Origin of the sequence: Nitratidesulfovibrio sp. D1 (genome assembly GCF_051133415.1) — a bacterium.
Lineage (GTDB): Bacteria > Desulfobacterota > Desulfovibrionia > Desulfovibrionales > Desulfovibrionaceae > Cupidesulfovibrio.
In genome coordinates this window covers 139,981-161,689 of record NZ_JBPGNZ010000006.1, presented here as the reverse complement: position 1 = coordinate 161,689, position 21,709 = coordinate 139,981, and the positions used below count along the sequence as shown (strand labels likewise).

Annotated in this window: 21 protein-coding genes and 1 tRNA gene; 11 read left to right on the top strand and 11 right to left on the bottom strand. The window is 67.7% G+C overall.

Annotated features, from left to right (window positions below; genetic code table 11):
- Positions 1-104: 104 nt before the first annotated feature.
- The 4 genes from ACR4XJ_RS13700 to ACR4XJ_RS13685 all read right to left on the bottom strand — a co-directional run bounded on the left by ACR4XJ_RS13700 (position 105) and on the right by ACR4XJ_RS13685 (position 3,676).
- On the bottom strand, positions 105-548 hold the full coding sequence (locus tag ACR4XJ_RS13700) for a universal stress protein (RefSeq protein ID WP_434755722.1): 444 nt from the start codon (positions 546-548) through the stop codon (positions 105-107).
- Positions 549-791: 243 nt separating this feature from the next.
- Positions 792-2,177, bottom strand: a complete 1,386-nt coding sequence (asnS, locus tag ACR4XJ_RS13695; RefSeq protein ID WP_434755774.1) for an asparagine--tRNA ligase — start codon at positions 2,175-2,177, stop codon at positions 792-794.
- A gap of 217 nt (positions 2,178-2,394) precedes the next feature.
- Positions 2,395-3,237 (bottom strand): arsenite methyltransferase, encoded by an 843-nt coding sequence (gene arsM, locus ACR4XJ_RS13690; protein WP_434755721.1) that lies wholly within the window; start codon positions 3,235-3,237, stop codon positions 2,395-2,397.
- Between the two features lie 16 nt (positions 3,238-3,253).
- Positions 3,254-3,676, bottom strand: coding sequence for an ArsR/SmtB family transcription factor (locus ACR4XJ_RS13685; RefSeq protein ID WP_434755720.1), 423 nt, complete (start codon positions 3,674-3,676; stop codon positions 3,254-3,256).
- A 232-nt stretch (positions 3,677-3,908) separates the two neighbouring features.
- On the opposite strand from ACR4XJ_RS13685, the gene ACR4XJ_RS13680 reads away from it, so the two are divergent.
- Both ACR4XJ_RS13680 and ACR4XJ_RS13675 read left to right on the top strand, forming a co-directional pair.
- Positions 3,909-4,082, top strand: coding sequence for a transcriptional regulator (locus ACR4XJ_RS13680; protein ID WP_333505587.1), 174 nt, complete (start codon positions 3,909-3,911; stop codon positions 4,080-4,082).
- 171 nt (positions 4,083-4,253) lie between these two features.
- Positions 4,254-4,329: transfer RNA gene (locus ACR4XJ_RS13675), tRNA-Ala, on the top strand.
- A gap of 100 nt (positions 4,330-4,429) precedes the next feature.
- Here the strand turns inward: ACR4XJ_RS13675 and ngr are convergent.
- The gene (gene ngr, locus ACR4XJ_RS13670; RefSeq protein ID WP_434755719.1) at positions 4,430-5,038 is read right to left on the bottom strand and encodes a nigerythrin; all 609 of its coding nucleotides are present in this window, start codon (positions 5,036-5,038) and stop codon (positions 4,430-4,432) included.
- Positions 5,039-5,528: 490 nt separating this feature from the next.
- Here ngr and ACR4XJ_RS13665 point away from each other — a divergent pair, with 490 nt between their 5' ends.
- The 7 genes from ACR4XJ_RS13665 to ACR4XJ_RS13635 all read left to right on the top strand — a co-directional run bounded on the left by ACR4XJ_RS13665 (position 5,529) and on the right by ACR4XJ_RS13635 (position 13,878).
- Positions 5,529-6,968 carry a putative sulfate exporter family transporter gene (locus ACR4XJ_RS13665; protein ID WP_434755718.1) on the top strand — a complete coding sequence of 480 codons (1,440 nt, stop codon included), beginning with the start codon at positions 5,529-5,531 and terminating at the stop codon, positions 6,966-6,968.
- 60 nt (positions 6,969-7,028) lie between these two features.
- A complete protein-coding gene (locus ACR4XJ_RS13660) occupies positions 7,029-7,202 on the top strand; it encodes a hypothetical protein (protein ID WP_007525437.1) in 174 nt (57 codons plus the stop codon).
- Positions 7,203-7,292: 90 nt separating this feature from the next.
- A complete protein-coding gene (locus ACR4XJ_RS13655; RefSeq protein WP_434755717.1) occupies positions 7,293-9,824 on the top strand; it encodes a c-type heme family protein in 2,532 nt (843 codons plus the stop codon).
- Complete coding sequence (locus tag ACR4XJ_RS13650; RefSeq protein ID WP_434755716.1) at positions 9,821-11,236, top strand: sigma-54-dependent transcriptional regulator; 1,416 nt, start codon at positions 9,821-9,823, stop codon at positions 11,234-11,236. Before ACR4XJ_RS13655 ends, ACR4XJ_RS13650 begins: the two co-directional genes overlap by 4 nt.
- A gap of 19 nt (positions 11,237-11,255) precedes the next feature.
- Positions 11,256-11,567: a hypothetical protein gene (locus ACR4XJ_RS13645; RefSeq protein ID WP_434755715.1), complete on the top strand. Its 312-nt coding sequence runs from the start codon at positions 11,256-11,258 to the stop codon at positions 11,565-11,567.
- 140 nt (positions 11,568-11,707) lie between these two features.
- Positions 11,708-12,430, top strand: a complete 723-nt coding sequence (locus tag ACR4XJ_RS13640; protein ID WP_434755714.1) for a flavodoxin family protein — start codon at positions 11,708-11,710, stop codon at positions 12,428-12,430.
- A 47-nt stretch (positions 12,431-12,477) separates the two neighbouring features.
- Positions 12,478-13,878, top strand: coding sequence for an MFS transporter (locus ACR4XJ_RS13635; protein ID WP_434755713.1), 1,401 nt, complete (start codon positions 12,478-12,480; stop codon positions 13,876-13,878).
- Between the two features lie 163 nt (positions 13,879-14,041).
- Here ACR4XJ_RS13635 and ACR4XJ_RS13630 read toward each other — a convergent pair whose 3' ends face one another.
- Complete coding sequence (locus ACR4XJ_RS13630) at positions 14,042-15,385, bottom strand: glutamine synthetase family protein (RefSeq protein WP_434755712.1); 1,344 nt, start codon at positions 15,383-15,385, stop codon at positions 14,042-14,044.
- A gap of 367 nt (positions 15,386-15,752) precedes the next feature.
- Between ACR4XJ_RS13630 and ACR4XJ_RS13625 the strand changes: the two genes are divergently transcribed.
- Positions 15,753-16,568, top strand: a complete 816-nt coding sequence (locus ACR4XJ_RS13625) for a hypothetical protein (protein ID WP_434755711.1) — start codon at positions 15,753-15,755, stop codon at positions 16,566-16,568.
- Between the two features lie 253 nt (positions 16,569-16,821).
- Positions 16,822-18,183, top strand: a complete 1,362-nt coding sequence (locus tag ACR4XJ_RS13620; protein ID WP_434755710.1) for an MFS transporter — start codon at positions 16,822-16,824, stop codon at positions 18,181-18,183.
- Positions 18,184-18,301: 118 nt separating this feature from the next.
- Here the strand turns inward: ACR4XJ_RS13620 and ACR4XJ_RS13615 are convergent, their stop codons facing one another.
- From ACR4XJ_RS13615 to ACR4XJ_RS13595, 5 genes are all read right to left on the bottom strand, one after another.
- Positions 18,302-19,180, bottom strand: a complete 879-nt coding sequence (locus ACR4XJ_RS13615) for a universal stress protein (protein ID WP_434755709.1) — start codon at positions 19,178-19,180, stop codon at positions 18,302-18,304.
- Complete coding sequence (locus ACR4XJ_RS13610; protein ID WP_434755708.1) at positions 19,167-20,225, bottom strand: sulfite exporter TauE/SafE family protein; 1,059 nt, start codon at positions 20,223-20,225, stop codon at positions 19,167-19,169. Before ACR4XJ_RS13610 ends, ACR4XJ_RS13615 begins: the two co-directional genes overlap by 14 nt.
- A 20-nt stretch (positions 20,226-20,245) precedes the next feature.
- On the bottom strand, positions 20,246-20,554 hold the full coding sequence (locus ACR4XJ_RS13605) for a hypothetical protein (protein WP_434755707.1): 309 nt from the start codon (positions 20,552-20,554) through the stop codon (positions 20,246-20,248).
- Between the two features lie 79 nt (positions 20,555-20,633).
- Positions 20,634-21,191 carry a hypothetical protein gene (locus ACR4XJ_RS13600; protein ID WP_434755706.1) on the bottom strand — a complete coding sequence of 186 codons (558 nt, stop codon included), beginning with the start codon at positions 21,189-21,191 and terminating at the stop codon, positions 20,634-20,636.
- Between the two features lie 39 nt (positions 21,192-21,230).
- On the bottom strand, positions 21,231-21,452 hold the full coding sequence (locus ACR4XJ_RS13595; RefSeq protein WP_434755705.1) for a hypothetical protein: 222 nt from the start codon (positions 21,450-21,452) through the stop codon (positions 21,231-21,233).
- Positions 21,453-21,709 lie beyond the last annotated feature (257 nt).

Here is a 21,709-nt window from a genome sequence, read left to right as displayed (position 1 = left end):
AGGGGCCGCCACGCGGTGCGACCGCCGTTCCCCTTGGGGGGAGCGGCGGTCGCGTCGTTCGGGGCCGGGAAAAGGAGTTGGCGGCGGGCATGCCGGGGTTCGGTCTAGGACGCCACCATCACCGTGCAGGGCGCGGCGCGCACCACGTGCTCGGCGGTGCGGCCCACGTCCGGTTCGCCGGCGTTGCCGGTGCCGTGGCGTCCCATGACGATGAGGTCGCAGCACTCGCGCTGGGCCACGCCCAGGATGGTTTCGGCTGCCGGTCCTTCCACGGTGTGCTCCATGTACCGTACCTGATGGTCCTGAAGGATGTCGCGCGCGGGGCCCATCCGCTCGTGGGCGGATGACGCCGGGCACGCGGCGTACTCCGGCATGGCTCCGGCTCCGCCCGCCGGAAAGGGCAGGGCCAGCGAGGGATGCGGGTCGGCGCAGTGCAGAAGGATGACCTCCGCTCCGGTGAGGTTGGCGATGAGGGCGGCGTGGCGCGCCGCGCGGAATGATCCCTGGGTTCCGTCGATGGCCAGCAGAATGCGTGAAGGCTTGATCATGTATTCCCCCTGTCCGCCCCTGTTGGGCGTCCGGCGGCATGACGGCGCGCGGCAACGCGGCGGCACGCTGGGCCGGGCGAACGGACTTGGCTTTACCATACCGCGCGGGCGCGGGTACGGCAATGGGGGTGCGGGAAAAATGGCGTCAGTGCAGGGCTTCCGGGCATCGGGCCGGGCGCGGAAAAGGAAAACGCGGCGCAGGGTTGTCCCCGCGCCGCGCGCGTGAGATTTTTTTGAGGAAGTTTAGAATTCGAGATTGCCGGGCGTACGCGGAAACGGCACCACATCGCGGATGTTGGCGATGCCGGTCAGCAGCATCAACAGCCGTTCGAAGCCCAGTCCGAAGCCCGCGTGCGGCACGGAGCCGAAGCGCCGCAGGTCCAGGTACCACCAGTAGTCCTCGGGGTTCTGGTTCATCTCGCGGATGCGCGCCTCCAGCACGTCCAGCCGTTCCTCGCGCTGGCTGCCGCCGATCAGTTCGCCGATGCGCGGCACCAGCACGTCCATGGCGGCCACGGTCTCGTTGTCATCGTTGCAGCGCATGTAGAACGCCTTGATGGATTTCGGGTAGTTGTACACGATGACGGGCTTGCCGAAGTGTTCCTCGGCCAGGAAGCGCTCGTGCTCGGTCTGGAGGTCCAGCCCGAAGGACACGGGGTAGTCGAACTTCCTGCCGGAGGCTTGCAGCAGTTCGATGGCCTCGCGGTAGGGCACCCGGGCGAAGGGCTGGCCCGCGATGGTGCGCAGCCGGTCGATGAGCCCGTTGTCCACGAAGCGGTCGAACAGTTCGATGTCGGCGGCGCAGCGTTCCAGCACGCGGGTGACCACGGTGCGGGTCATGGCCTCGGCCAGGTCCATGTTGTCGTTCAGGTCCGCGAAGGCGAATTCCGGCTCGATCATCCAGAATTCGGCCGCGTGGCGGGCGGTGTTGGAGTTCTCGGCGCGGAAGGTGGGGCCGAAGGTGTACACCTTGCCCAGGCCCATGGCCAGCGCCTCGGCCTCCAGCTGGCCCGACACGGTGAGATTGCATTCCTTGCCGAAGAAGTCGGCCTCGAAGCGGTTGCCCGAGGGCGGCAGCGTAGCCCCCGCCACCGGCAGGGTGGTGACGCGGAACATCTCGCCCGCGCCCTCGCAGTCCGAGCCGGTGAGGATGGGCGTGTGCACGTGGAAGAAGCCGTGCTCGCGGAAGAATTCGTGGATGGCGAAGGCCGCTTCCGACCGGATGCGGAAGGCCGCGCCGAACTTGTTGGTGCGCGCGCGCAGGTGGGCGATGGTGCGCAGGAATTCGTCGGAATGGCGCTTCTTCTGCAACGGATAGGCTTCCGCGTCGGCCCCGCCCAGCAGGGTCAGGGCGGCGGCGCGCACTTCCCACTTCTGGCCCTTGCCGGGCGATTCCACCAGTTCGCCGCGCACGTCCACGGCGGCGCCGGTGTGCACGTCCTTGATCACGGCGTAATCGGGCAGGGCTTCGTCCACGATGCACTGGATGTTGGCGAGGCACGAGCCGTCGTTGATTTCGAGGAACGAGAAGCCCTTGGCGTCGCGCCGGGTGCGCACCCAGCCGCAGATGCGGATGTGGGCCACGGGGGCCTGGGCGGTAAGGGCATCGGCCACGGGCGTGCGGGCCATGGAGCTGGCGGAAGCGGTCATGCGGCGTCTCCTGGGTGGTCGGTGTGGCGGCCCGGCGTGTGGTGTGGCGGGCACGGAGCAGGCGCGCGGTGGGCGCGGCGCACGTGCACAGGGTGTACGGTGCAATGGGGGGGCGGTCAACGGGGTGGGAAGGGGAGTGAGGGGGGAGGGCTGGCGTGGGGCGAAAAGAGGCGGGAGAGGATGTCCATGCGCGCCGCTATTTACGGGCCTCAATGGACAGGCTGACAACGTAGTCCGCTATTTCCTCGCCTTTGGGCAAGGTTTCGGCGACCTGCTTGTACAAGGGGTCGTTCCAGTCCTGCATGTTCCGCACATAGTCGGGCCTGGGCGTCAGGACGATGGACGTGAAGCCGGTCTTTTCCAGCATGGCCCTGGTTTCGTCCACCAGCACCGCCCCGGCCACGCAACCCACCAGAGCCGCCGCCATTTCCCGAACGTCATCCGGCAGGGGCTTCAGGAGGGCCAGGTCGGAAACGGATATCTTGCCGCCCGGTTTCAGGGCGCGGAAGACTTCGCGCCAGACCTGGGGCTTGTCCGGGGAAAGGTTGATGACGCAGTTGGAAAGCACCACGTCAACGCTGGAATCCGGCACAGGCAGATATTCGATCTCGCCAAGGCGAAACTCGACGTTATCCAGGCCGGTGCGCTGCCGGTAGTGCCCGATGTTCTTGCGGGCCTTGGCAAGCATTTCCGGGGTCATGTCCACGCCGATAACCCGCCCGGAGGCTTTCACCTTCTCGCCCGCCTGGAACACGTCAAAGCCGCCGCCGCTGCCAAGGTCAAGCACGGTCTGGCCTTCCAGCAAGGCCGCAATGGCGACGGGGTTGCCGCAGGAAAGCCCCATGTTCGCGCCATCCGGCAGGTTGGCAAGGCTTTCCGCGTCATAGCCGATGGCTTTCGCCAGCCTGGTGGGGTCGGCATGTCCGCTGCGCTGGCTGGAACAGCAGCAGGAGCGCTGTCCCGTGGCAATGGCCGCGTATCCCGTGCGGACGGTTTCCCTGACGTGTTCGTTCGACTGGTTTTTGTCGGGCGCGCTCATGAACATGTTCTCCACGTTACGGTTTCTTGCTGTCACAGCAGGTCGGCAGAAATTCCGGCGCAATCCCGCTCTCGGCCCGGTAGGCCTGGCACTGGTCAGGGTCGCCGGAACAGCATTCGGTGGTCAGGTAGGCGATTGTTTCCAGCATCAGGGGGATGTTGGCCCTGTACCGCGTGTTGCGGCCTTCGCGCTCCATGCTGGCAAGCCCGCTGTGGACGATGGTTTTCAGGTGAAAGGAAAGGTTGGTTTTCGGGATGTCCAGCATCCGGGCGATTTCCCCGGCGACCAGACCGCCCGGCGCGTATTTGACCAGCAGCCGGAAGATGGAAAGCCGGGCTTCGGACGTCAGGACTTCAAAAATGGTGGTGGCTGTTTTTGTCTCCATTGGATGATTGTTCAATACCATTTGAATAATGTCAAGAAAAAGTGGGAATACCAACGGGAAACCCCTTGCTGTTGCCGGGTAAGAAGCTGAATGTCGTACTACGCAACCGCCCTGGTTTTTGGAAAACCTGGGTGTTTTGCATGACAGCCTCAACAACGCCACGCTATGCTGGCGGCAAGGTTTGCGCCCGGCGGAAAATTGTGGCGCCGGTGTCCGGAAGGGTTGACGAGTGGCGGCCATTTTATTATCAGGAATTATTCCTGATTAACTGCAAAGGAGCACACCCATGGAAGACAAGGTTCTGAAAGCCATGAAGGAAGCGGGCAAGCCCGTGCGCCCCGGCGATATCGCCAAGTCCCTCGCCGTGGACTCCAAGGACGTTTCCAAGGCCATCGACGCCCTGAAGAAGGCAGGCAAGATCCACTCGCCCAAGCGCTGCTTCTACGAGCCGGTGGCGTAACGCTCCGGGCAGTGCGCCCGAACGGTTGGTAGCCGCGCCTGTCTGCCTCGAAACCCCCGCCGTGGCCCGCAAGGGCAGGGCGGGGGTTTTCCACGCCAATTGTTGACAAACCCGGTGTGCTGGGGCAATGTCTGCTCCGCGCCCGGCCAAGCCGTGCGTCCCAACACGCCTGGGGCTGTAGCTCAGTTGGGAGAGCGCTTGAATGGCATTCAAGAGGTCAGGAGTTCAATTCTCCTCAGCTCCACCAGAAAGGATAAGGGTTCCGCATCGCTGCGGAACCCTTTTTCCGTTTCGGGATGGCTGTCGCCCCGTTTCCCGCCCTGTTCCGGACCCGTGGCCGCATCGGCTCAATAGGCCGTGAAGGTATCCTTGGGCCGGAAACAGATCGGACACTTCTCGAACTCTTCGCCCTTGTGGATGTATCCACAGATGGGACACAGGTAGAACTTGTCGTCGTCCGGCGCGTCAAGGTCGTTGTAGGCGTCCAGATAGCGTTCGGCGTGGACCGATTCGGCCAGCTTCGCCCGCGTGAACACGTGGACGGCCTTCGCGTTCCCTTCTTCCTGGGCCTTCTTGATGAAGGCCGGATACATGTCCGACGTCTCGTAAATCTCGCCGTTGGCCCCGGAAATGAGGTTGAGGTCGCATGCCTTGGCGGCGGGGGCGGCCACCGTGGGCTTCTGGTAGCCGGGTTCCATTTCGGCCACCAGGTCGTACTCCAGGCCGATATGGATCAGTTCGGCTGCCGCCGTGGCCTCGAAAAGGCGGGCGATCTGCGCATAGCCCTGCTCCCTGGCCGCCTTGGCAAAGGCCGTGTACTTCGCGTGCGCGCCGGTTTCTCCGGCAATGGCGGCCTTGAGGTTCTCCAGCGTGCTCCCCACGGCGGTCTTGCTGTCTGCCACCATGTTGAAATTGGTTGCATTCTTGACGGTTGGTATCTGCGCGCGGACTTTCATGGGTGCATGCTCCTTCTTGTTGGAGGCCGGGTGCGGTATGCATCCGGAAAGATACCGGAAATCGGCACGTTCCCGGACACGGCCCAATACCAGTTACCGTATTTTCTGCTCCCAATCGTTGTGCGCGTCAAGTTCCGGGCCCCGGCAGGCGCGGCATGCCAAGGCGGCGAAGCGGCGCAGAAGGGCCCTCGGCCCGAAGCAATCGGGGCCGGGCACCGCCATGATGGCGGTGCCCGGCCCCGGTCGTTTTCGTGCCTTTTCCGCAAGGCGCGGTGCCTTCCCGAGTTGGCGGTCTTGCGGGTGGATGAGCGGGTCGTATCCTGTAAATCCGGCATGTTGCCCAACAAATCGCCATGGTCCCGATCTTGCTCATGTGGCGGCGCGCGGCCCGTGCGGGGGAGGGCTCCCCCGCTCCGGGTTCCCGCCGGCGGCCCTGCCGCATGTCGGCCGCCGGAACGACACCGTATCCACACTGCGCAAGGAGATTCACATGGCACAAAAGCGCTGGCTGACCGAGGACAAGCTGGCCCTGATCATGGGGCTGTTCCTCTTCCTGCTGGGCACGCTCAACTTCGCCGGGGTGGACGCCCTGGGCTGGAGCGTGAAGACCAACGTCTGGGTTAGCCCGGACCAGATTTTCAGTTCCGCCACAGGCACCTTCAAGGGCATGCCGGGCTACGTCTGCCTGCTGCTGACCTATCTTTTCGTCACGGTGTTCCTGTCCGTGGGGGTGAAGTTCCTGGGCGGCGACGTGCCCCGGTTCGTCAAGTCGTTCACCGTGGTCTTCTTCGTCAGCGCTGGCTGCTACGCCGTGGGCCACTACGCCGTCATCGCCGCCACCCCCAACCAGGTGGCCAAGCTGGGCATTCCGTGGGCCATGGGCCTGACCGGCGAGGCGGGCTTCATCATCGCCCTGGTGCTGGGCATCATCGTCGGCAACTTCACCCCCGGCCTCGCGGCCGAGCTGAAGGAAGCCCTGCGCCCGGAAATGTACATCAAGATCGCCATCGTCATCCTGGGCGCGGAACTGGGCGTGAAGGCCGTGGACGCCCTGGGCCTGGCTTCGTCGGTCATCTTCCGGGGCCTGTGCGCCATCGTCGAAGCCTACCTGATCTACTGGGCGCTCGTGTACTACGTGGCCAGAAAGCACTTCAAGTTCAGCCGCGAATGGTCGGCCCCGCTGGCCTCGGGCATCTCCATCTGCGGCGTGTCGGCGGCCATCGCCACCGGCGGCGCCACCCGCGCCCGCCCCGTGGTGCCCATCATGGTGTCGTCGCTGGTGGTGGTGTTCACCTGCATCGAAATGCTCATCCTGCCTTTCGTGGCGCAGTGGGGCCTGTCGTCCGAGCCCATGGTGGCCGGGGCCTGGATGGGCCTGGCCGTCAAGAGCGACGGCGGCGCCATCGCCTCCGGCGCCATCACCGACGCCCTGATCCGCGCCAAGCTGGTGGCCGACACCGGCATCCAGTACCAGGAAGGCTGGATCACCATGGCCGCCACCACCATCAAGATCTTCATCGACGTGTTCATCGGCATCTGGTCGTTCATCCTGGCCATGGTCTGGAGCGCGTTCATCGACCGCAAGCCGGGCGAGCGCATGAAGTTCAGCGAAGTGCTCGACCGCTTCCCCCGCTTCGTGCTGGGCTACGTGATCACCTTCCTGATCATGCTGGCCCTGTGCGCCAGCGGGCCGGAACTGCTGAAGTTCGGCAAGGCCACCATCGCGGGCACCAACACCTTCCGCGGCCTGTTCTTCCTGATGACCTTCTTCACCATCGGCCTCGTCTCCAACTTCAAGAAGCTGTGGGCCGAAGGCATCGGCCGCCTGGCCGCCGTGTACGTGGTGTGCCTGTTCGGGTTCATCATCTGGATCGGCCTGTTCATCTCGTGGCTGTTCTTCCATGGCGTGATGCCGCCCGTGGCTTCCTAATATTCAATAATTCCGGCAAGCCGCCGCGCCCGGCGCGGCATACGCACAAGGAGCTTGACCATGCAGCTTGAAGAAAACAAGATCGCCGAGGAAATCCAGAAGATGGAGTACGAGCCGCTTCTGCCCGTGGAAAAGAAGCTCATCGCCTGGAGCCTGACCATCGGGGTGGTTTCCCTGGTGGTGCTCTACTGGGTGAGCGCCGTCTTCTTCCCCGCCGCCCACGGCGCCGCCTAACCGCCATCCCCCCTCCCGCCGCGCTCCGCGTCCGCCCGTCAGGTAGTCGGGAAGTCGGGCCGGAGCGCGGCGGGGGCATCGGAACACCGCATGTCGCACCCCCTTCACGGCAAGATCCAGCACAAGTTCCTTCTGGGCCTTGCATGCATCTTCCTGCTGCTGGGGGGTGTGTTTCTCTTTTCGCTCAACCTGCACCTGCGCGAGATGCTGCACATCGAGGCCGAGGCCAAGGCGGAACTGGTGTTCTCGCACGTTTCGTCCTTGCAGCAGTACGTGCGCGACACCCTGCGCCCCTCGGTGCGCGGGCACATCCCGGACGAGGACTTTCTGCTGGAGGCCATGAGCACGTCCTTCGTCACCCGCAAGGTGTTCGTGGACCTGAACGCCGAGCGCGACCAGTACCTGTACCGCCGGGTGTCGGTGACGCCGCGCAACCCCGCCTCGCAGGTCAACGACCTGGAGCGCGAACTGCTGCGGGGCTTCCGCGACGACAGGAACCTCCGAACCTTCCACGGCTACCGGGTCATCGACGGGGTGGAGCACTACATCCTGGCCCGGCCGGTGTATTTCGAGGCCGACTGCATGTACTGCCACGGCGACCCGGCCGACGCCCCCCGCGTGCTCATCGAGCGCTACGGGGCCGTGCGCGGCTTCGGCCACAAGGACGGGGATCTCGCGGGCATGGACTTCGTGGGCATGCCCGTGGACAGGAGCGTGCAGCAGGTGCGCGAGGCCATCACCCTGTTCGGCGGTTCGTTCTACGCCGCCGCCGCCGGGGTGTTCCTGCTCATCGTCATCTTCTTCAACCGGCTGGTGGTGGCCAACCTGCGCCGCCTGACCGGCATCTTCCGCCAGAACTTCCAGAGCCCCGGCGACCGCAACATCCTGAACCGGCTGGACGAGGGCGACGAGATCAATTCGCTCATGGAAGCCTTCGGCGCGTTCGCCACGCACCTGCGCGAGGCCCGCGTGAAGCTGGAGGACTACGCCGCCAACCTGGAGGACAAGGTGCGCGAACGCACCGAGGACCTCAGCCTGGAAGCCGCCGAGCACCGCACCGACGTGGAGCTGTTCGTGGACCTGCTGGGCGACCTCAATTGCAGCCAGAGCCACGCGGAACTGCTGCGGGGCGCGCTGCCGCGCATCGCCGCGCGCTTCGGGGCCAGCCGGGCCACCTACCTGTGCGCGCCCATGGGCCGCGAACAGTACGCCTGGCCCACTCCCCCCGGCCCCGACGACACCGCCCGCATGCCCGAGGACTGGCTGAACGTGGTCAACGCCCGCCAGGTGCGGGTGGAGCCGGGCCGGGTGTTCGTGCCGGTGAGCACCTCGGACTTCAGCCGGGGGCTCATGGCCCTGTACTGGGAGGACGGCCGCACCCCGGACCTGACGCCCGAAGTGCTGCTGGCGCTGGGCCAGCAACTGGGCATCGCCATCGAAAACCTGGACGCCATCGACGCGCTGCTGCGCCAGAACCGCCTGCTGGAACTCATCTTCGAGGGCATTTCCGACCCGGTGCTGCTGGTGGAGGAAGGCGGCACGGTGGTGCTGGCCAACACCTCGGCGCGGGCGCTGGCGGACGGGGTGCGCCCCGGCGCGCGCATCGGCGTCTGGCTGGGCTCCATCTCGGAAAAGGCCCTGGCCGACGGCGGCCTCGCGGCGGCCATCGCCGGGCGCGAGCCATCGAACCTGGAACTGGAACTGCCGGGGCCGCGCGTCATGGCCGTGAGCGTGTACCCCCTGCGCGACGGCGGCGACATGGGCCGCGCCGTGGTCTACCTGCGCGACACCACGCTGGAGAAGCGCGTGCGCGCCCAGATGCAGCAGAGCGAAAAGCTGGCCGCCCTGGGCCAGCTGGCCGCGGGCCTTGCCCACGAGATCAACAACCCCCTGGGGGTCATCAACTGCTATGCCCAGCTGTTGCAGAAGACCCAGCAGGACCCGCAGGCCCAGGAAGACCTGGAGGTCATCGTGCAGCACACCCAGAAGGCCCGGCTGGTCTTGCAGGACCTGCTGGGGCTGGCCCGCGCCAACCGCGCCCTGACCGGGCCGTCGGACCTCAACGCGGTGCTGCGCGACATGGCCCAGATCTTCCGCGTGCAACTGGAAAGCGCGGGCGCGGACATCGAGCTGGACCTCGCGCCGGGCCTGCCCCGCGTGGCGGCGGACACCACCTCGCTGGAGCAGATTCTGACCAACCTGCTGGTCAACGCCATCGACGCCATGCCCCCCGGCAAGGGGCGCGTCCGCGTGCGGACCAAAACCGCGGAGGCCGGGGCGAACGCCGACGGCCCCGGCGACAGCGGACGTGGCCGTGGCGGCGGCTACGTGCGCCTGACCGTGGCCGACAACGGCCCCGGCATTCCGCCCGGAAACCTGTCCCAGATCTTCGACCCGTTCTTTACCACCAAGGAGATCGGCAAGGGCACCGGCCTCGGCCTCACCGTGGTGCACGAACTGCTGCGCGACCTGGGCGGCATGGTGGAAGTGACGGGCGCGCCGGGGGCCACCTTCGTCATCACCCTGCCCGTGGCGCCGGAAGCGCCCGAGGAACCCGAAACTCAAGACGCGCCCGCCGGGGACGACGCCGCCTGCGCCCGCATCGAAGGAGACCGCGCATGAGCCCCGCATCGACCCCGTGCTGCGGCAGCGTGCTGGTGGTGGACGACGAGCGCGTGTTCGCCGTGGGGCTGGCGCGCCTGCTGTCCACCCAGTTTCCGGACTGGACCTTCGACGTGCGGTGCAGCGGCGAGGAGGCCCTTTCCGCCCTGGTCCACGGCGACTACGCCGTGCTGGTCACCGACCTGCGCATGCCCGGCCTGTCCGGCCAGACCCTGATGAAGGAAGCCCTGGCCCAGGACCCCTCGCTGACGGTGATCATGCTCACCGCCTTCGGCTCGGTGGAAACGGCGGTGGCCGCGCTGAAGCAGGGGGCCTACGACTTCCTGACCAAGCCCATCGACCAGGAACACCTGTTCCGGGTGGTGGGCAAGGCCATGGAGCGCGGCGTGCTGCTGCGCGAGAACAGCCGCCTGCGCCAGAAGGCCGCCGATGGCGACCTGGGCCCCATGCTCATCGGCAAAAGCCCGGCCATGCAGCGGCTGCGCAAGTCCATCGCGGCGGTGGCGGCATCCGACTACACGGTGCTCATCCGGGGCGAATCGGGCACCGGCAAGGAACTGGTGGCCCGGGCCGTGCAGTCGCTGAGCCGGCGGGCCGACGGCCCGTTCATCATGGTCAACTGTCCGGCCATTCCCGACGCCCTGCTGGAAAGCGAACTGTTCGGCCACGTGAAGGGGGCCTTCACCGGCGCGGACAGAAACCGCAAGGGCCTGTTCATGGCCGCGGACAAGGGCACCATCCTGCTGGACGAAATCGGGGACATTCCGGCCTCGGTGCAGAGCAAGCTGCTGCGGGTGATCCAGGAGGGCGAGGTGCGTCCCGTGGGCACCAACGAGGCCCAGCGGGTCAACGTGCGCATTCTGGCCTCCACCAACCGCAATCTGGAAGCCAAGATCGCCGACGGCAGCTTCCGCGAGGATCTCTACTTCCGGCTCAACGTGCTGACGATCATCGTGCCCCCGCTGCGCGAGCGCATCGAGGACGTGCCCCACATCGCCGCGCATTTCCTGTTCCGGGTGTGCAACGAGTTGGGCGTGCCGGAAAAGGAGTTCTCCAACGAGGCGTTGTCCTACCTTTCCTGCCGCCCGTGGCCGGGCAACGTGCGCGAACTGCTGAATCTGGTGCGGCGCATGGCCGTGTTCTGCCCCGGCGAGCGCATCGAGGGGGCCTTCGTGCACCGCATGGAGCACGGCGCGGACGCGGAACCGGAGGGCGGAGCGGGCTTTTCACCCTACAAGGACGCCAAGCAGGTGGCCGTGGACGAGTTCACCCGCAGCTATGTGCACCGGCTGCTGGAGCACACCCACGGCAACATTTCCGAGGCCGCGCGCCTCAGCGGGGTGGAACGGTTCACCCTGCAGAAGATCCTGAAACGCATGCACATCGACACGGCGGACTACCGCAGGGGGTAGCGCCATGGGAGAACGAGACATGGAACCGGACATCAGGCAGGACGACGCGCCCCGCGACCCGGAACTGGACCGCGTGCTGGACAGCCTGCTGCACATGCTGCGCGAGGGGGAACGCGACCGCCTGCGCGCCCGCATCGAGGCCGCCGTGGCCGCCCAGGCGCGCGGCGGGGCCGACGACGCGGCCCGCCAGCTGCGCTTCGTGCAGGACCTGGACATTCTGGTGCACGTGCACGGCCCGCAGTTCATGTATTCGCGGGGCATCGCCGAAACCCTGCGCGTGGGCGAGGACATCGTGGAACTGGCGTATGACCTTCAGAAGGCGCTGAAATAGCGCCGAATGGTCTTTTCGTCCGTCCGGCATGGTTCCCGAAAGGTGACTATCTACCCTCGCGGACAGTTCTTGCCTTTTCCCCACCAGCGGGCATCATGGCCTTTTCCGCAACCCGCAACCGCCCGCCGGGCAGGAGCGCCATGAACATCATCGCCATCAACGGCAGCCCGCGCAAGAAATGGAACACCGCCACCCTGCTGCACCACGCGCTGGAGGGCGCGGCGGAACGGGCCGCGCAGGCGGGCCGCCCCGCCGCCACCGAACTGGTGCATCTGTACGAACACGACTACAAGGGCTGCATCAGCTGTTTCGCGTGCAAGAAGATCGGCGGCAAGAGCTACGGCCATTGCGCGGTGAAGGACGGCCTGACGCCCATCCTGGAGCGGGTGGCGGCGGCCGACGTGCTGCTGCTGGGCTCGCCCATCTACTTCTATACCGAAACCGGCGAGATGCGCTCGTTCCTGGAACGGCTGCTGTTCCCGTACCTGTCCTACACGCCGGGGTACAAGGCGCTGTTCCCGCGTCCGCTGCCCACGGGGCTGGTGTACACCATGAACATCCCCGAGGAGAAAATGCCGGACTACCACATGGACCGCGCGGTAAAGGCCACCTGGGCGGTCAGCCGCAAGATCTTCGGCAGCTGCGAACTGTTCCTGTGCTCCGACACCTTCCAGTTCGACGACTATTCCAAGTACGTCTCCACCAGCTGGGACCCGGTGGCCAAGGCCAGGCGGCGCGAAGAGGTCTTTCCGCAGGACTGTGCCCGCGCCCGCGACCTGGGCGCGTTGCTGGTGGAACAAGCCATGGCCGCGGGTGAAAGCGGCGCTGCCGCCGGGGTGGACACGGACGGTGGGCGGTCGTAGGTACTACCTTCCGTCCCGCTTCATTCCGTTTGCCGCGAGGTGTCGCAATGCAGTTCACGCCGGTACGGCTGGGGCATGCCGGTTCGCCGGGCATGGTGCTGGCCACCGTGTGCATCGCCCAGTTCATGGTGCCGTTCATGCTCACCGCCGTGGGCGTGGCCCTGCCCTCGCTGGGGCGCGACCTTGGCGCGTCCGCCGTGCAGCTGGGCCTGGTGGAGCAGTTGTACGCCCTGGCCCTGGCCATGAGCATGCTGGCCTGCGGCCGCTTGGGCGACATCGTGGGGCAGCGCCGGGTGCTGCTGCCCGGCCTTGCCGTGTTCACCGGCATCACCCTGCTGCTGGGCCTCGTGCCGTCCGTCGAACTGGTCATGGCCCTGCGCTTCGTGCAGGGGATCGGCGCGGCCATGATGCTGTCCGGCAGCCTGGCGCTGGTGGCGGCGGCCTACCCGCCGGAACTGCGCGGCCGGGTCATCGGCATCGTGTCCGCGTTCACCTATGCGGGGCTGTCCATCGGCCCGGTGCTGGGCGGCTACACCACCGACCACTTCGGCTGGCGCAGCGTGTTCCTGATGGTGGTGCCCCCCGGCCTTGGGGCCACGGCCATGTGCCTGTGGCGCATGCGCCCCCAGCCCGGCGCGGACAGCGGCGCGCACATGGACTGGCCCGGCAGCCTGGTCTACGCGGCGTCGGTATGCATGGTCATGACCGGGGCCGCCCGCGCCACGTCCGTGCCCCTGGGGCCGGTGCTGATGGTGGCCGGGCTTGCCGGGCTGGCGCTGTTCCTGCGGGTGGAGGCGCGCAGCAGAAGTCCCCTGCTGGACGTGAATCTGCTGCTGCGCAACCGGTTTTTCTCGCTGAGCTGCCTTGCCGCCTTCGGCAACTACGCCGCCGTGTTCGGCGTCACCTTCCTGTTCAGCCTGTTCCTGCAGTACGCCAAGGGCCTGCCCCCGCGCGAGGCGGGGCTGATTTTGCTCATCCAGCCGGTGATGCAGGTGGTCACCGCCCCGTTGTCCGGCCGCCTGTCCGACCGGGCCGACCCCGGCCGCGTGGCCACGGCGGGCATGCTGTTCAGCGCCGCCGGACTGCTGCTGGCCATGGCCACCATCTCGCCGGGCATGCCCGTGTGGCTGCTGGCGGCGGAACTGGTGTGCATCGGCATCGGGTTCGGCATCTTCGTCACCGCCAACTCCGTGGCCATCATGAGCAGCGTGGACAAGGCCCACTTCGGCGTGGCCTCGGGCATGGTGGGGGCCATGCGCACCCTGGGCATGGCGTGCAGCATGACCGCCGTCTCGCTCATCTTCGCCCTGCACCTGGGCGAGGCCGCCATCACCCCCGCCGTGCTGCCCGAATTCCTGTCCGCCACCCGCACCGGCCTTGCCGTGGCCGCCGTATTCTCCTGCCTGGGCGTGCTGGTCTCCGTGGGGCGGGGGCGGAAAAGGGATTGACCTCGTAGCGGTTTTTTGGGCGCCTCCGGCGGGCAGGGAGCCACGGCCCCCTGCACCCCCTGAAATGATCAACGCGGCCAACGGCGAATGCCATTGGCCGCGTTTTTTGCTGGCGATAGCAGGGCGGGCTCGGGGAGATTTCCTCCCGCCCGTTTTTGCGCGCCTACAGCACGGGCAGGTAGCGCTGCAACTCGAACTCCGAGATGTGGGTGCGGTAGTCGTCCCACTCGATGAGCTTGTTGCCCACCAGATTGGCGTGGGTGTGTTCGCCCAGCACTTCCTGCATCAGGGAACTGCCCTTCAGTTCCATGGCCGCCTCGTACAGCGAGCCGGGCAGCGAGCCGATGCCGTGCTTGGTCAGGTCTTCCTCGCCCATGTGGAAGATGTTGGCTTCCACGGCCTTGGGCAGTTCGTAGCCCTTTTCGATGCCTTCCAGCCCGGCGGCCAGCATCACCGCAAAGGCCAGGTACGGGTTGCAGGCCGGGTCGGGGCTGCGCAGTTCGATGCGGGTGGCCGCTTCCTTGCCGGGCTTGTACATGGGCACGCGGATCAGGGCCGAGCGGTTGCGCTGCGCCCAGGCGATGTACACCGGGGCCTCGTAGCCGGGCACCAGGCGCTTGTACGAGTTGATCCACTGGTTGGTGACGCAGCAGAACTCGCGCGCGTGCTTCAGCAGGCCCGCGATGTACGAGCGGCATTCGGAGGAAAGGTGGTGCGGGTCGTTGGCGTCGAAGAAGGCGTTGCGGCCGTTGCGGAACAGCGACTGGTGCACGTGCATGCCGCTGCCGTTCTGGCCGAAGATGGGCTTGGGCATGAAGGTGGCGTACACCCCGTGCTTGCGGGCCATCTCTTTCACCACGACCTTGTAGGTCATGACGACGTCGGCCATCTTCATGGCCTCGTTGTAGCGCAGGTCGATCTCGTGCTGCGAGGGGGCCACCTCGTGGTGCGAGTATTCCACGGAAATGCCCATGCGCTGCAACGCGAAGATGATGTCGCGGCGTACGTCGTTGCCGAGGTCCAGCGGCGGCGCGTCGAAGTAGCCGCCCGCGTCAAGGGGCTGGGGGCACTGCGAACTGGCGAACAGGAAGAACTCCAGCTCCGGGCCCACGTAGTAGGTGTAGCCCTTCTGCGCGGCCTTTTCGGTCAGCTTGCGCAGGATGTAGCGGGGGTCACCCTCGTAGGGGGTGCCATCGGGGTTGCGCACGTCGCAGAACATGCGCGCCACCGGGCGTTCCAGGGGCCGCCAGGCGCAGATCTGGAAGGTGGTGGCGTCGGGAAAGGCCACCATGTCGCTTTCCTCGATGCGGGTGAAGCCCAGGATGGACGAGCCGTCGAAGCCCATGCCTTCCTCGAAGGCCGCCTCGAGTTCGCTGGGGGTCACCTGGAAGCTCTTCAGGGTGCCCAGGATGTCCACGAACCAGAACTGGATGAAGCTGACGTTGTATTCCTTGACCGCCCTGATGACATCGTCGCCGTTCTTGCAATTGAAAACGGGAAAGTCCATGTGCACCTCCTGCAATTGGTGCTTCGCGCCCGGGTCGCGGCCCGGCCGGCCCCGCAAGGCCGTGGTGTGTCTGGAAGTGCCGCGTCGGGTGGCGCGTGTGAAGCCGGACCAGGGGTCCGGCGGGAAACAGGTCGGGGCCATCGTAGACATAGCAGATACGCAAGGGGGGTCAATGAAAAGCCCCCGGCTTGACATCATTGTAAAACGGCATGGTTTTGAGGAAGTGAGCGGGCGGCGGGACGGGCGGCGGGAAGCGCGCGGGTGAGGGGTCGGCGTAGCCGGGATTTTCCGGGGTGCCCCTAATACCCTGCCCGGCGCTGCCGAAAAGACGGTCAGCGGGGCATGCCACGCCCCCCTGGAGCACCGCATGAGCCTGAACCTGACCCTTGGCGCGTTGCGCGCGCGGAACGGCCTTTCCCCGTACGGGGAAGGGCTGGGTGCGCTGCTGGGCACGGGGTCGGGGTCGAGTGCGCGGCTTTCGGGCCTGTCGCCGGACAAGACCGCCGACGTGTTCGGCGCGGACATCGTGCGCCGGGCATCCGTGCTGCCCGCCGCCGCGGAAGCGACTGGCGCGAATACGGACGCCACGACAGATGCGGCGTCCGTCGCTCCCTCAATTCCCACTGACGCCGAGCGCGAGGCCCTTTCCGGCGCGCTGTCCGGCAGCGTGCGCTGGATGGCCGACACGTTCGGCGACGCGGCCGCCACCGCCGTCATGGGCATCGTGTACAAGCGCATCGGCGACGGCCCGGTGACCGAGGATGCGCTGGGCGACGGCCTGCTGGACGCCCTGCGCTTCGTGGACCGCCAGTTCGGCACGGCCTCGGGCGATGCGTTCATGGCCCAGCTCAATGGCGGCGGCCTCAACGACGCGCTCAACGACTACTTCGACAACGGCCTGAACGAGCGGTTTCTGGTGGCGGGCGCGGGCAACCTGGCCGACGACGCGGTGCAGGGCGCCGAGGCCGCCAAAGCCACGCTGGTGCAGCAGGCCATGTCCGGCACCACGTCCGGCACCATGTCCGACATCATATCGGGCCTGCTCTCCGGCGCGCTGTCCTCCCTTCCCGGCCAGTCCGGCAGCCGCGCGGGCGGCCTTGCCGCCGCCTACGGCCCCACCGGCGCGGTGGTGGAAGGCTCCGCCGCCCTGGCGCCCGGCCTGCTGCTGTCCGCCAGCGTCTAGCCGCCATTTTCCCGCAATCCCTTGCGGCGCTAAGCGCACCCGGCCTGCTTGCCATGGCCCGGCAGAGGCGTATACCGGATTCCCCGCCCGCTCAATGAAGCGGCGGCGACCGGTGCCGGAGGTGCGCACCGCGACCGGTCCCGGTTCTTCCCCCACCGGATGGGCAGGGGGGCCGCGTTGCCTCGTGCCGCGCGGCCTGCTCCCGTGCGCCCATCCGGTCCGTTCCGCCACTTTCGCCTCGACCGGGTCCGCCATGTCCACAGCATCGTCCACTCCGCAGCCCCAGCCATCCGATCATCCGTCCCCCCCAGACGGCCCCTTCCGCCCGTTCCGCCCCTTCCGTGAGGTCACCCGCATTCCCTCGCTGCCGCGCTTCTGGATCAGCCAGTGCGGGTCGTACCTGGCCTACAACATGCTGGCCGTGGTCATCGGCTGGCAGATCTACGCCATGACCGGCAGCGCCATGCACCTCGGCCTGGTGGGACTGGCCCAGTTCACGCCGCAACTGCTGCTCACCCTGGTGGTGGGCGGCGTGGCCGACCGCTTCGACCGGCGGCGCATCGCCTTTTGCTGCCAGCTGGCCGAAGGGCTGATGGCCGTGGCCCTGGCCGTGGGCAGCGCCACCGGCAGCCTGACCCCCGCCGGGGTGTTCGCCGGGGCCTTCCTGACCGGGGCGGCCCGCGCCTTCGAGCAGCCCGCCATGAACGCCCTGTTGCCCGGCCTGGTGCCGGTGGTGGTGCTGCCGCGCGTGCTGGCCTTCGGCGCGGGGCTGCGCCAGGCGTCCATCATCGCCGGTCCCGCGTTGGGCGGCTTTCTGTGCGCCGCCGGGGCGCAGGTGGGCTACGGGGTGTGCGGCGCGGCGTTCCTGGTCGCGTGCGCGGCCATCCTGCTGGTGCGCCGCCCGGACACGGCCGCCCGGCGAGAGCCCATGACCCTGCGTTCGCTGTTCGGGGGCATCGACTACGTGCGGCGCAACCCGGTCATCCTGGGGGCCATCTCGCTGGACCTCTTTTCCGTGCTGCTCGGCGGGGCCACGGCCCTGCTGCCCATCTACGCCAGCGACATCCTGCGCACGGGGCCGTGGGGCCTCGGCCTGCTGCGCGCCTCCCCGGCCGTGGGCGCGCTGTGCATGTCGGTGTACCTGGCCCGCGCGCCCATGCGGCGGCGGGTGGGGCGGCGGCTGTTCGCCGGGGTGGTGGGCTTCGGCGTGGCCACCGTCACCTTCGGGCTGTCGCGCAGCTTTCCGCTGTCCATGGCCGCCCTGTCCATGCTGGGCGCGTGCGACATGATCAGCGTGGTGGTGCGCCAGACCCTGGTGCAACTGGAAACGCCGGACGAGATGCGCGGCCGCGTGGGCGCGGTGAACTCCGTGTTCATCGGCACTTCCAACCAGCTTGGCGAATTCGAGTCCGGGGTCACCGCCGCGTGGTTCGGGGCCACCGGGTCGGTGGTGCTGGGCGGGGTGGGCACCATTCTGGTGGCCCTGCTGTGGATGCGCCTGTTTCCGGACCTGCTGCGGCGCGACCAGTTGGTGAGCACGCCCCCGGCGGAACCGACCCCGCAGACAACAACGGGGGTACGACCCGAACCGGAAACGGCGGGTACCTCCGGTTAGTTCGGCTTTTTTTCCGCACCGCACGCGCAAGGGCCGCACGGCGGGCGTTTTCCGCCCGGCCATGCGGCCCTTTTCGCGTCTGCCTCTTGAGGTTGGCAGGCGGTTTCTCCAGTGTTCCCTACCGTCGCAGCCTGTCCCGCACGGCCACGTAGACCGGGATGCGCGAACTGGCCACCACCTCCTCGGCCACGCTGCCCAGCAGCAGCCGGGCCAGCCCTCCCTTGCCGTGCGAGGCGATGAACAGGCATTCCGCGCCCAGCCGCTTGGCCGTGGCAAGGATGCGCTCCGCCGCCTCGCCCTGGGTCACGTGGCCGCGCGCCCGCACCCCTTCCTGCGCGGCCCGCGCCGCGATGGCCTCCACCACGGCCCGGCCGTGCTCCACCTCCATGTCCGCCGCCAGTTGCCCTTCCGCAGAATCGGGAAAGGCCCAGTCGGTCAAGTCGGCCACGTACAGCACGTGCAGGTCGGCGTCGTGCTCGCGCGCCAGTTGCAGCGCGGTGACGGCGGCGTAGGTGCAGTAGCGCGAACCGTCCGTGGCCAGCAGGATGGACCGGAAGCCCAGCGTTGCGCCCTGCGGCACCAGCAGCACGTCGTGCTCGCTGTGGCCGATGGTGCGCAGCGGCACGTTGCCGCGCACCAGCCGCCCCAGGGCGGACCGGTCGGCCACGCCCATGGCGATGAGGTCGGCCTTCAGCCTGCGGGCGGCGTCCACGATGACCTCGAAGGGTTCGCCTTCCTCACACAGGCAGTCGATGTCCAGGCCGCGCGCGTTGGCCATCTCCAGCGCGCGGGCCAGGGCCAGTTCGCTTGGTTGGCGCAGCAGCCGCCTCAGGTCCGCCAGGGCGCTGGAGCCAAGGTCGCCGGCGTAGGGCGGCACCACGGAGAGTACCGCCACCCGGCACTTGCGGGTGGCGGCGAACTCCAGGATCTGGTCCAGCGCGTACAGGGAATGCGCATCGCCGGTGACGGGCACCAGCAAACGCTCAAGCCTGCCCATGCGCCTCCTCCCGCGCGGCCGCGCGGCCCTTCCACATGCTGCCCAGGATGATCACCGCGCCGGTCAGCAGGGCCAGGCACATGGACCCGAAGCTGATCTTGCCCAGCACGCCGAGCACTTCGGGCGACACGTCCATCAGGCCCAGCTGCACCAGGTAGCGCGGCAGGGCGATGCCCCGGCTCACGGCCACGATGAGCATGATCACGGCCATGACCATCTTGATCATGTGCTCGCGCACGTAGGTGGTGCCGATGGCCCCCAACTGCACGCCCAGCAGCGACCCGCCGAGGATGATCAGCACCAGGCGGATGTCCACCATGCCGTGCATGGCCCAGTTGATGGACCCGCCAAGGCCCATGACGAAGGCGATGACCAGTTCGGTGGCCGAGGCCATCAGCCCCGGCACGCCCATGACGTAGATCATGCCGGGCACGCCGATGAACCCGCCCACGGCGATGGTGGCGGCCAGCATGCCGGTGGCGAAGCCCACGGGCAGGGTGAACCACAGCGAAATGCGGATGCCGGAGCGGCGGAAGGTGAGCATGGGCGGCAGTTCGATGGCCTGCAACCGCAGGGCCAGGGGCGCGGTGGTTTCCACGCCGCCGCTGCGGGCGCAGCGCAGGGCGTCGCGCATGACGTAGCCGCCCACCAGCACCAGCACGGCCACGAAGGACAGGCTGACGTACAGGTCCGACCCGGCCTGGCCCCATTTTTCCAGAATGACCTGCTGGATGCGGATGCCCATCTGCACGCCCACGGCGGCGGACGCGGCCATGACCAGGCCCAGCTTCACGTCCACCTGCCCGTAGCGGAAGCGCTTGATGGCCCCCACCAGCGCCTTGGGAAACTTGTGGCACATGTTGCTGGCCACGGCCACGGTGCCGGGCACGCCCAGGCTCATCATGCCGGGGGTAAGCACGAAGGCCCCGCCCGAGCCGATGAACCCGCTGACCAGCCCGCCGATGAAGCCGACGATGAACAGGAAACAGACCCCGGTGGCGTTGAGGTCGATGAATTTGGTGGGGTCCAGGGTAAGGATGTCCATGTTTCGTCTCCTGGTACGGGCTAGGCGTTCAGCGTGGCGCGGCGCGCGGCCGGGCGGACGGTGGCGGGCTTGGTGGCGGTTTCCGGCTTGCGGGCGGCCTTGCGGGTGGCTTCCACGCCCAGCACGCTCCACAGGTTGCCGGTGAATTCACCGTGCACGTACGAGAACAGGAACACCGTGGCGATGGGCCCGGCGGCCCAGTACGAGCCCTGGGCGAAGTGGGCGGCGATGGTGTCCGCGAAGGCGAACACCCCGGCGTACAGGGCGGCGGACAGGATGCCGAAGACGATGGTCTTGCCCCAGGGCTTGCGTGCGGTTTGGGTTGCCATTGCTAACTCCCGTGTGGTGGCGCCGCCTGCGTGACGGCCCGTTGTCCCCGTTGGCGGGGGTTGTCGAGGGCGGCCGCCCTCATTCCACCGTGAACAGCGCAAGGCCGGTGCGGCCCCGCATCAGTTCGCTCTCTTCCGGTTCGCTCAGGATCAACTCGACGCGGCCATGGGCGCGCGCCGCTTCTTCCACTGCGTGGTCCGGCCGTCCTGCCGGTGCGAAGCGCACCTCGTGCAGGGCCGCCATGCCCCGCGCCCGCGCCGCTTCCACCCATTCAAGGGCCCCCGCCCGCGCCTGCCGCTCGAAGGCCGCGCGGCGATAGGCGTCGTGGGCCGCGTCGCCCACGTGCAGGAACAGCAGGCCGCTGCCCATGCGCCCGGCCAGGCTCAGGGCGTAGCCCGCCAGACGCGAGGACAGGCCGCAGCCGTGCCCCAGCACCAGAATGCGGCGGACCTGGGCCTCGCCCCGGCGGATCACCGCCCCGGCCAGCAACTGTTCGCCCGCCTCGGCAAGGGCCAGGGCCTCGGCGTAGTCGGCCAGGCGTTCCTCCACGCGCACGGCGGCGGTGGAACGCATGCGGATGCCGCCCTGCCCGGCGTCACCGCCAGGGGCGGCGCGGCGAAACCATCTACCGGGCATGGGCGGCCTCCGCGAAAAGGGCAGGGATCAACGGCATGCTCATTCGGCTCTCAGCACCGGGCGCTGGCGCTGCCCGGCGGTTGCGGTGCGGGTTTGCGCACCTTGCGCGGGGGACACGGACGGCGGGGTGGTCAGGCGGGCATGGTCGCGGGCGGCGTCGTCGCCGCCGCGCAGTTGCCACACGGCCTCGTCCGGCCGATTCCGTTCCGCAAAGGCCACTGCGACAAATGCCGACTCGATCGATTCGCGGATGGTTCCCATTTTGCTTCCTCGCGGTTTGTGTGTGTCCACGCATAAACAAGCGCCGTGCCAGAACGCGTTGATGTGGATAATGCGCTGATTTCACAATGGATATTCTTGGATGGAGGCGGGCGGACGGAGCGCTTGCGGTGTTGCAAGATGCAACGCCGACTGCTACCAGTCCGCGTAACGGGCCGGTTTCGCGCGGGTTCGTGAAAAAAGGCACAGCGTTGCGGAATGCAACGGTGCTTCACTCCGCAACGGCGATGCCGGTCAGG

Bases quoted from the DNA above. Each gene is read 5' to 3' on its own strand.
- ACR4XJ_RS13680 (WP_333505587.1), top strand. From the start codon at position 3,909: ATGGAAGACAAGGTTCTGAAAGCCATGAAGGAAGCGGGCAAGCCCGTG.
- ACR4XJ_RS13650 (WP_434755716.1), top strand. From the start codon at position 9,821: ATGAGCCCCGCATCGACCCCGTGCTGCGGCAGCGTGCTGGTGGTGGAC.
- arsM (WP_434755721.1), bottom strand. From the start codon at position 3,237: ATGAGCGCGCCCGACAAAAACCAGTCGAACGAACACGTCAGGGAAACC.
- ACR4XJ_RS13610 (WP_434755708.1), bottom strand. From the start codon at position 20,225: ATGGACATCCTTACCCTGGACCCCACCAAATTCATCGACCTCAACGCC.
- ACR4XJ_RS13595 (WP_434755705.1), bottom strand. From the start codon at position 21,452: ATGGGAACCATCCGCGAATCGATCGAGTCGGCATTTGTCGCAGTGGCC.
- ACR4XJ_RS13605 (WP_434755707.1), bottom strand. From the start codon at position 20,554: ATGGCAACCCAAACCGCACGCAAGCCCTGGGGCAAGACCATCGTCTTC.
- ACR4XJ_RS13600 (WP_434755706.1), bottom strand. From the start codon at position 21,191: ATGCCCGGTAGATGGTTTCGCCGCGCCGCCCCTGGCGGTGACGCCGGG.
- ACR4XJ_RS13645 (WP_434755715.1), top strand. From the start codon at position 11,256: ATGGAACCGGACATCAGGCAGGACGACGCGCCCCGCGACCCGGAACTG.
- ngr (WP_434755719.1), bottom strand. From the start codon at position 5,038: ATGAAAGTCCGCGCGCAGATACCAACCGTCAAGAATGCAACCAATTTC.
- ACR4XJ_RS13660 (WP_007525437.1), top strand. From the start codon at position 7,029: ATGCAGCTTGAAGAAAACAAGATCGCCGAGGAAATCCAGAAGATGGAG.
- ACR4XJ_RS13635 (WP_434755713.1), top strand. From the start codon at position 12,478: ATGCAGTTCACGCCGGTACGGCTGGGGCATGCCGGTTCGCCGGGCATG.
- ACR4XJ_RS13615 (WP_434755709.1), bottom strand. From the start codon at position 19,180: ATGGGCAGGCTTGAGCGTTTGCTGGTGCCCGTCACCGGCGATGCGCAT.
- ACR4XJ_RS13625 (WP_434755711.1), top strand. From the start codon at position 15,753: ATGAGCCTGAACCTGACCCTTGGCGCGTTGCGCGCGCGGAACGGCCTT.
- asnS (WP_434755774.1), bottom strand. From the start codon at position 2,177: ATGGCCCGCACGCCCGTGGCCGATGCCCTTACCGCCCAGGCCCCCGTG.
- ACR4XJ_RS13700 (WP_434755722.1), bottom strand. From the start codon at position 548: ATGATCAAGCCTTCACGCATTCTGCTGGCCATCGACGGAACCCAGGGA.
- ACR4XJ_RS13620 (WP_434755710.1), top strand. From the start codon at position 16,822: ATGTCCACAGCATCGTCCACTCCGCAGCCCCAGCCATCCGATCATCCG.
- ACR4XJ_RS13640 (WP_434755714.1), top strand. From the start codon at position 11,708: ATGAACATCATCGCCATCAACGGCAGCCCGCGCAAGAAATGGAACACC.
- ACR4XJ_RS13630 (WP_434755712.1), bottom strand. From the start codon at position 15,385: ATGGACTTTCCCGTTTTCAATTGCAAGAACGGCGACGATGTCATCAGG.
- ACR4XJ_RS13655 (WP_434755717.1), top strand. From the start codon at position 7,293: ATGTCGCACCCCCTTCACGGCAAGATCCAGCACAAGTTCCTTCTGGGC.
- ACR4XJ_RS13665 (WP_434755718.1), top strand. From the start codon at position 5,529: ATGGCACAAAAGCGCTGGCTGACCGAGGACAAGCTGGCCCTGATCATG.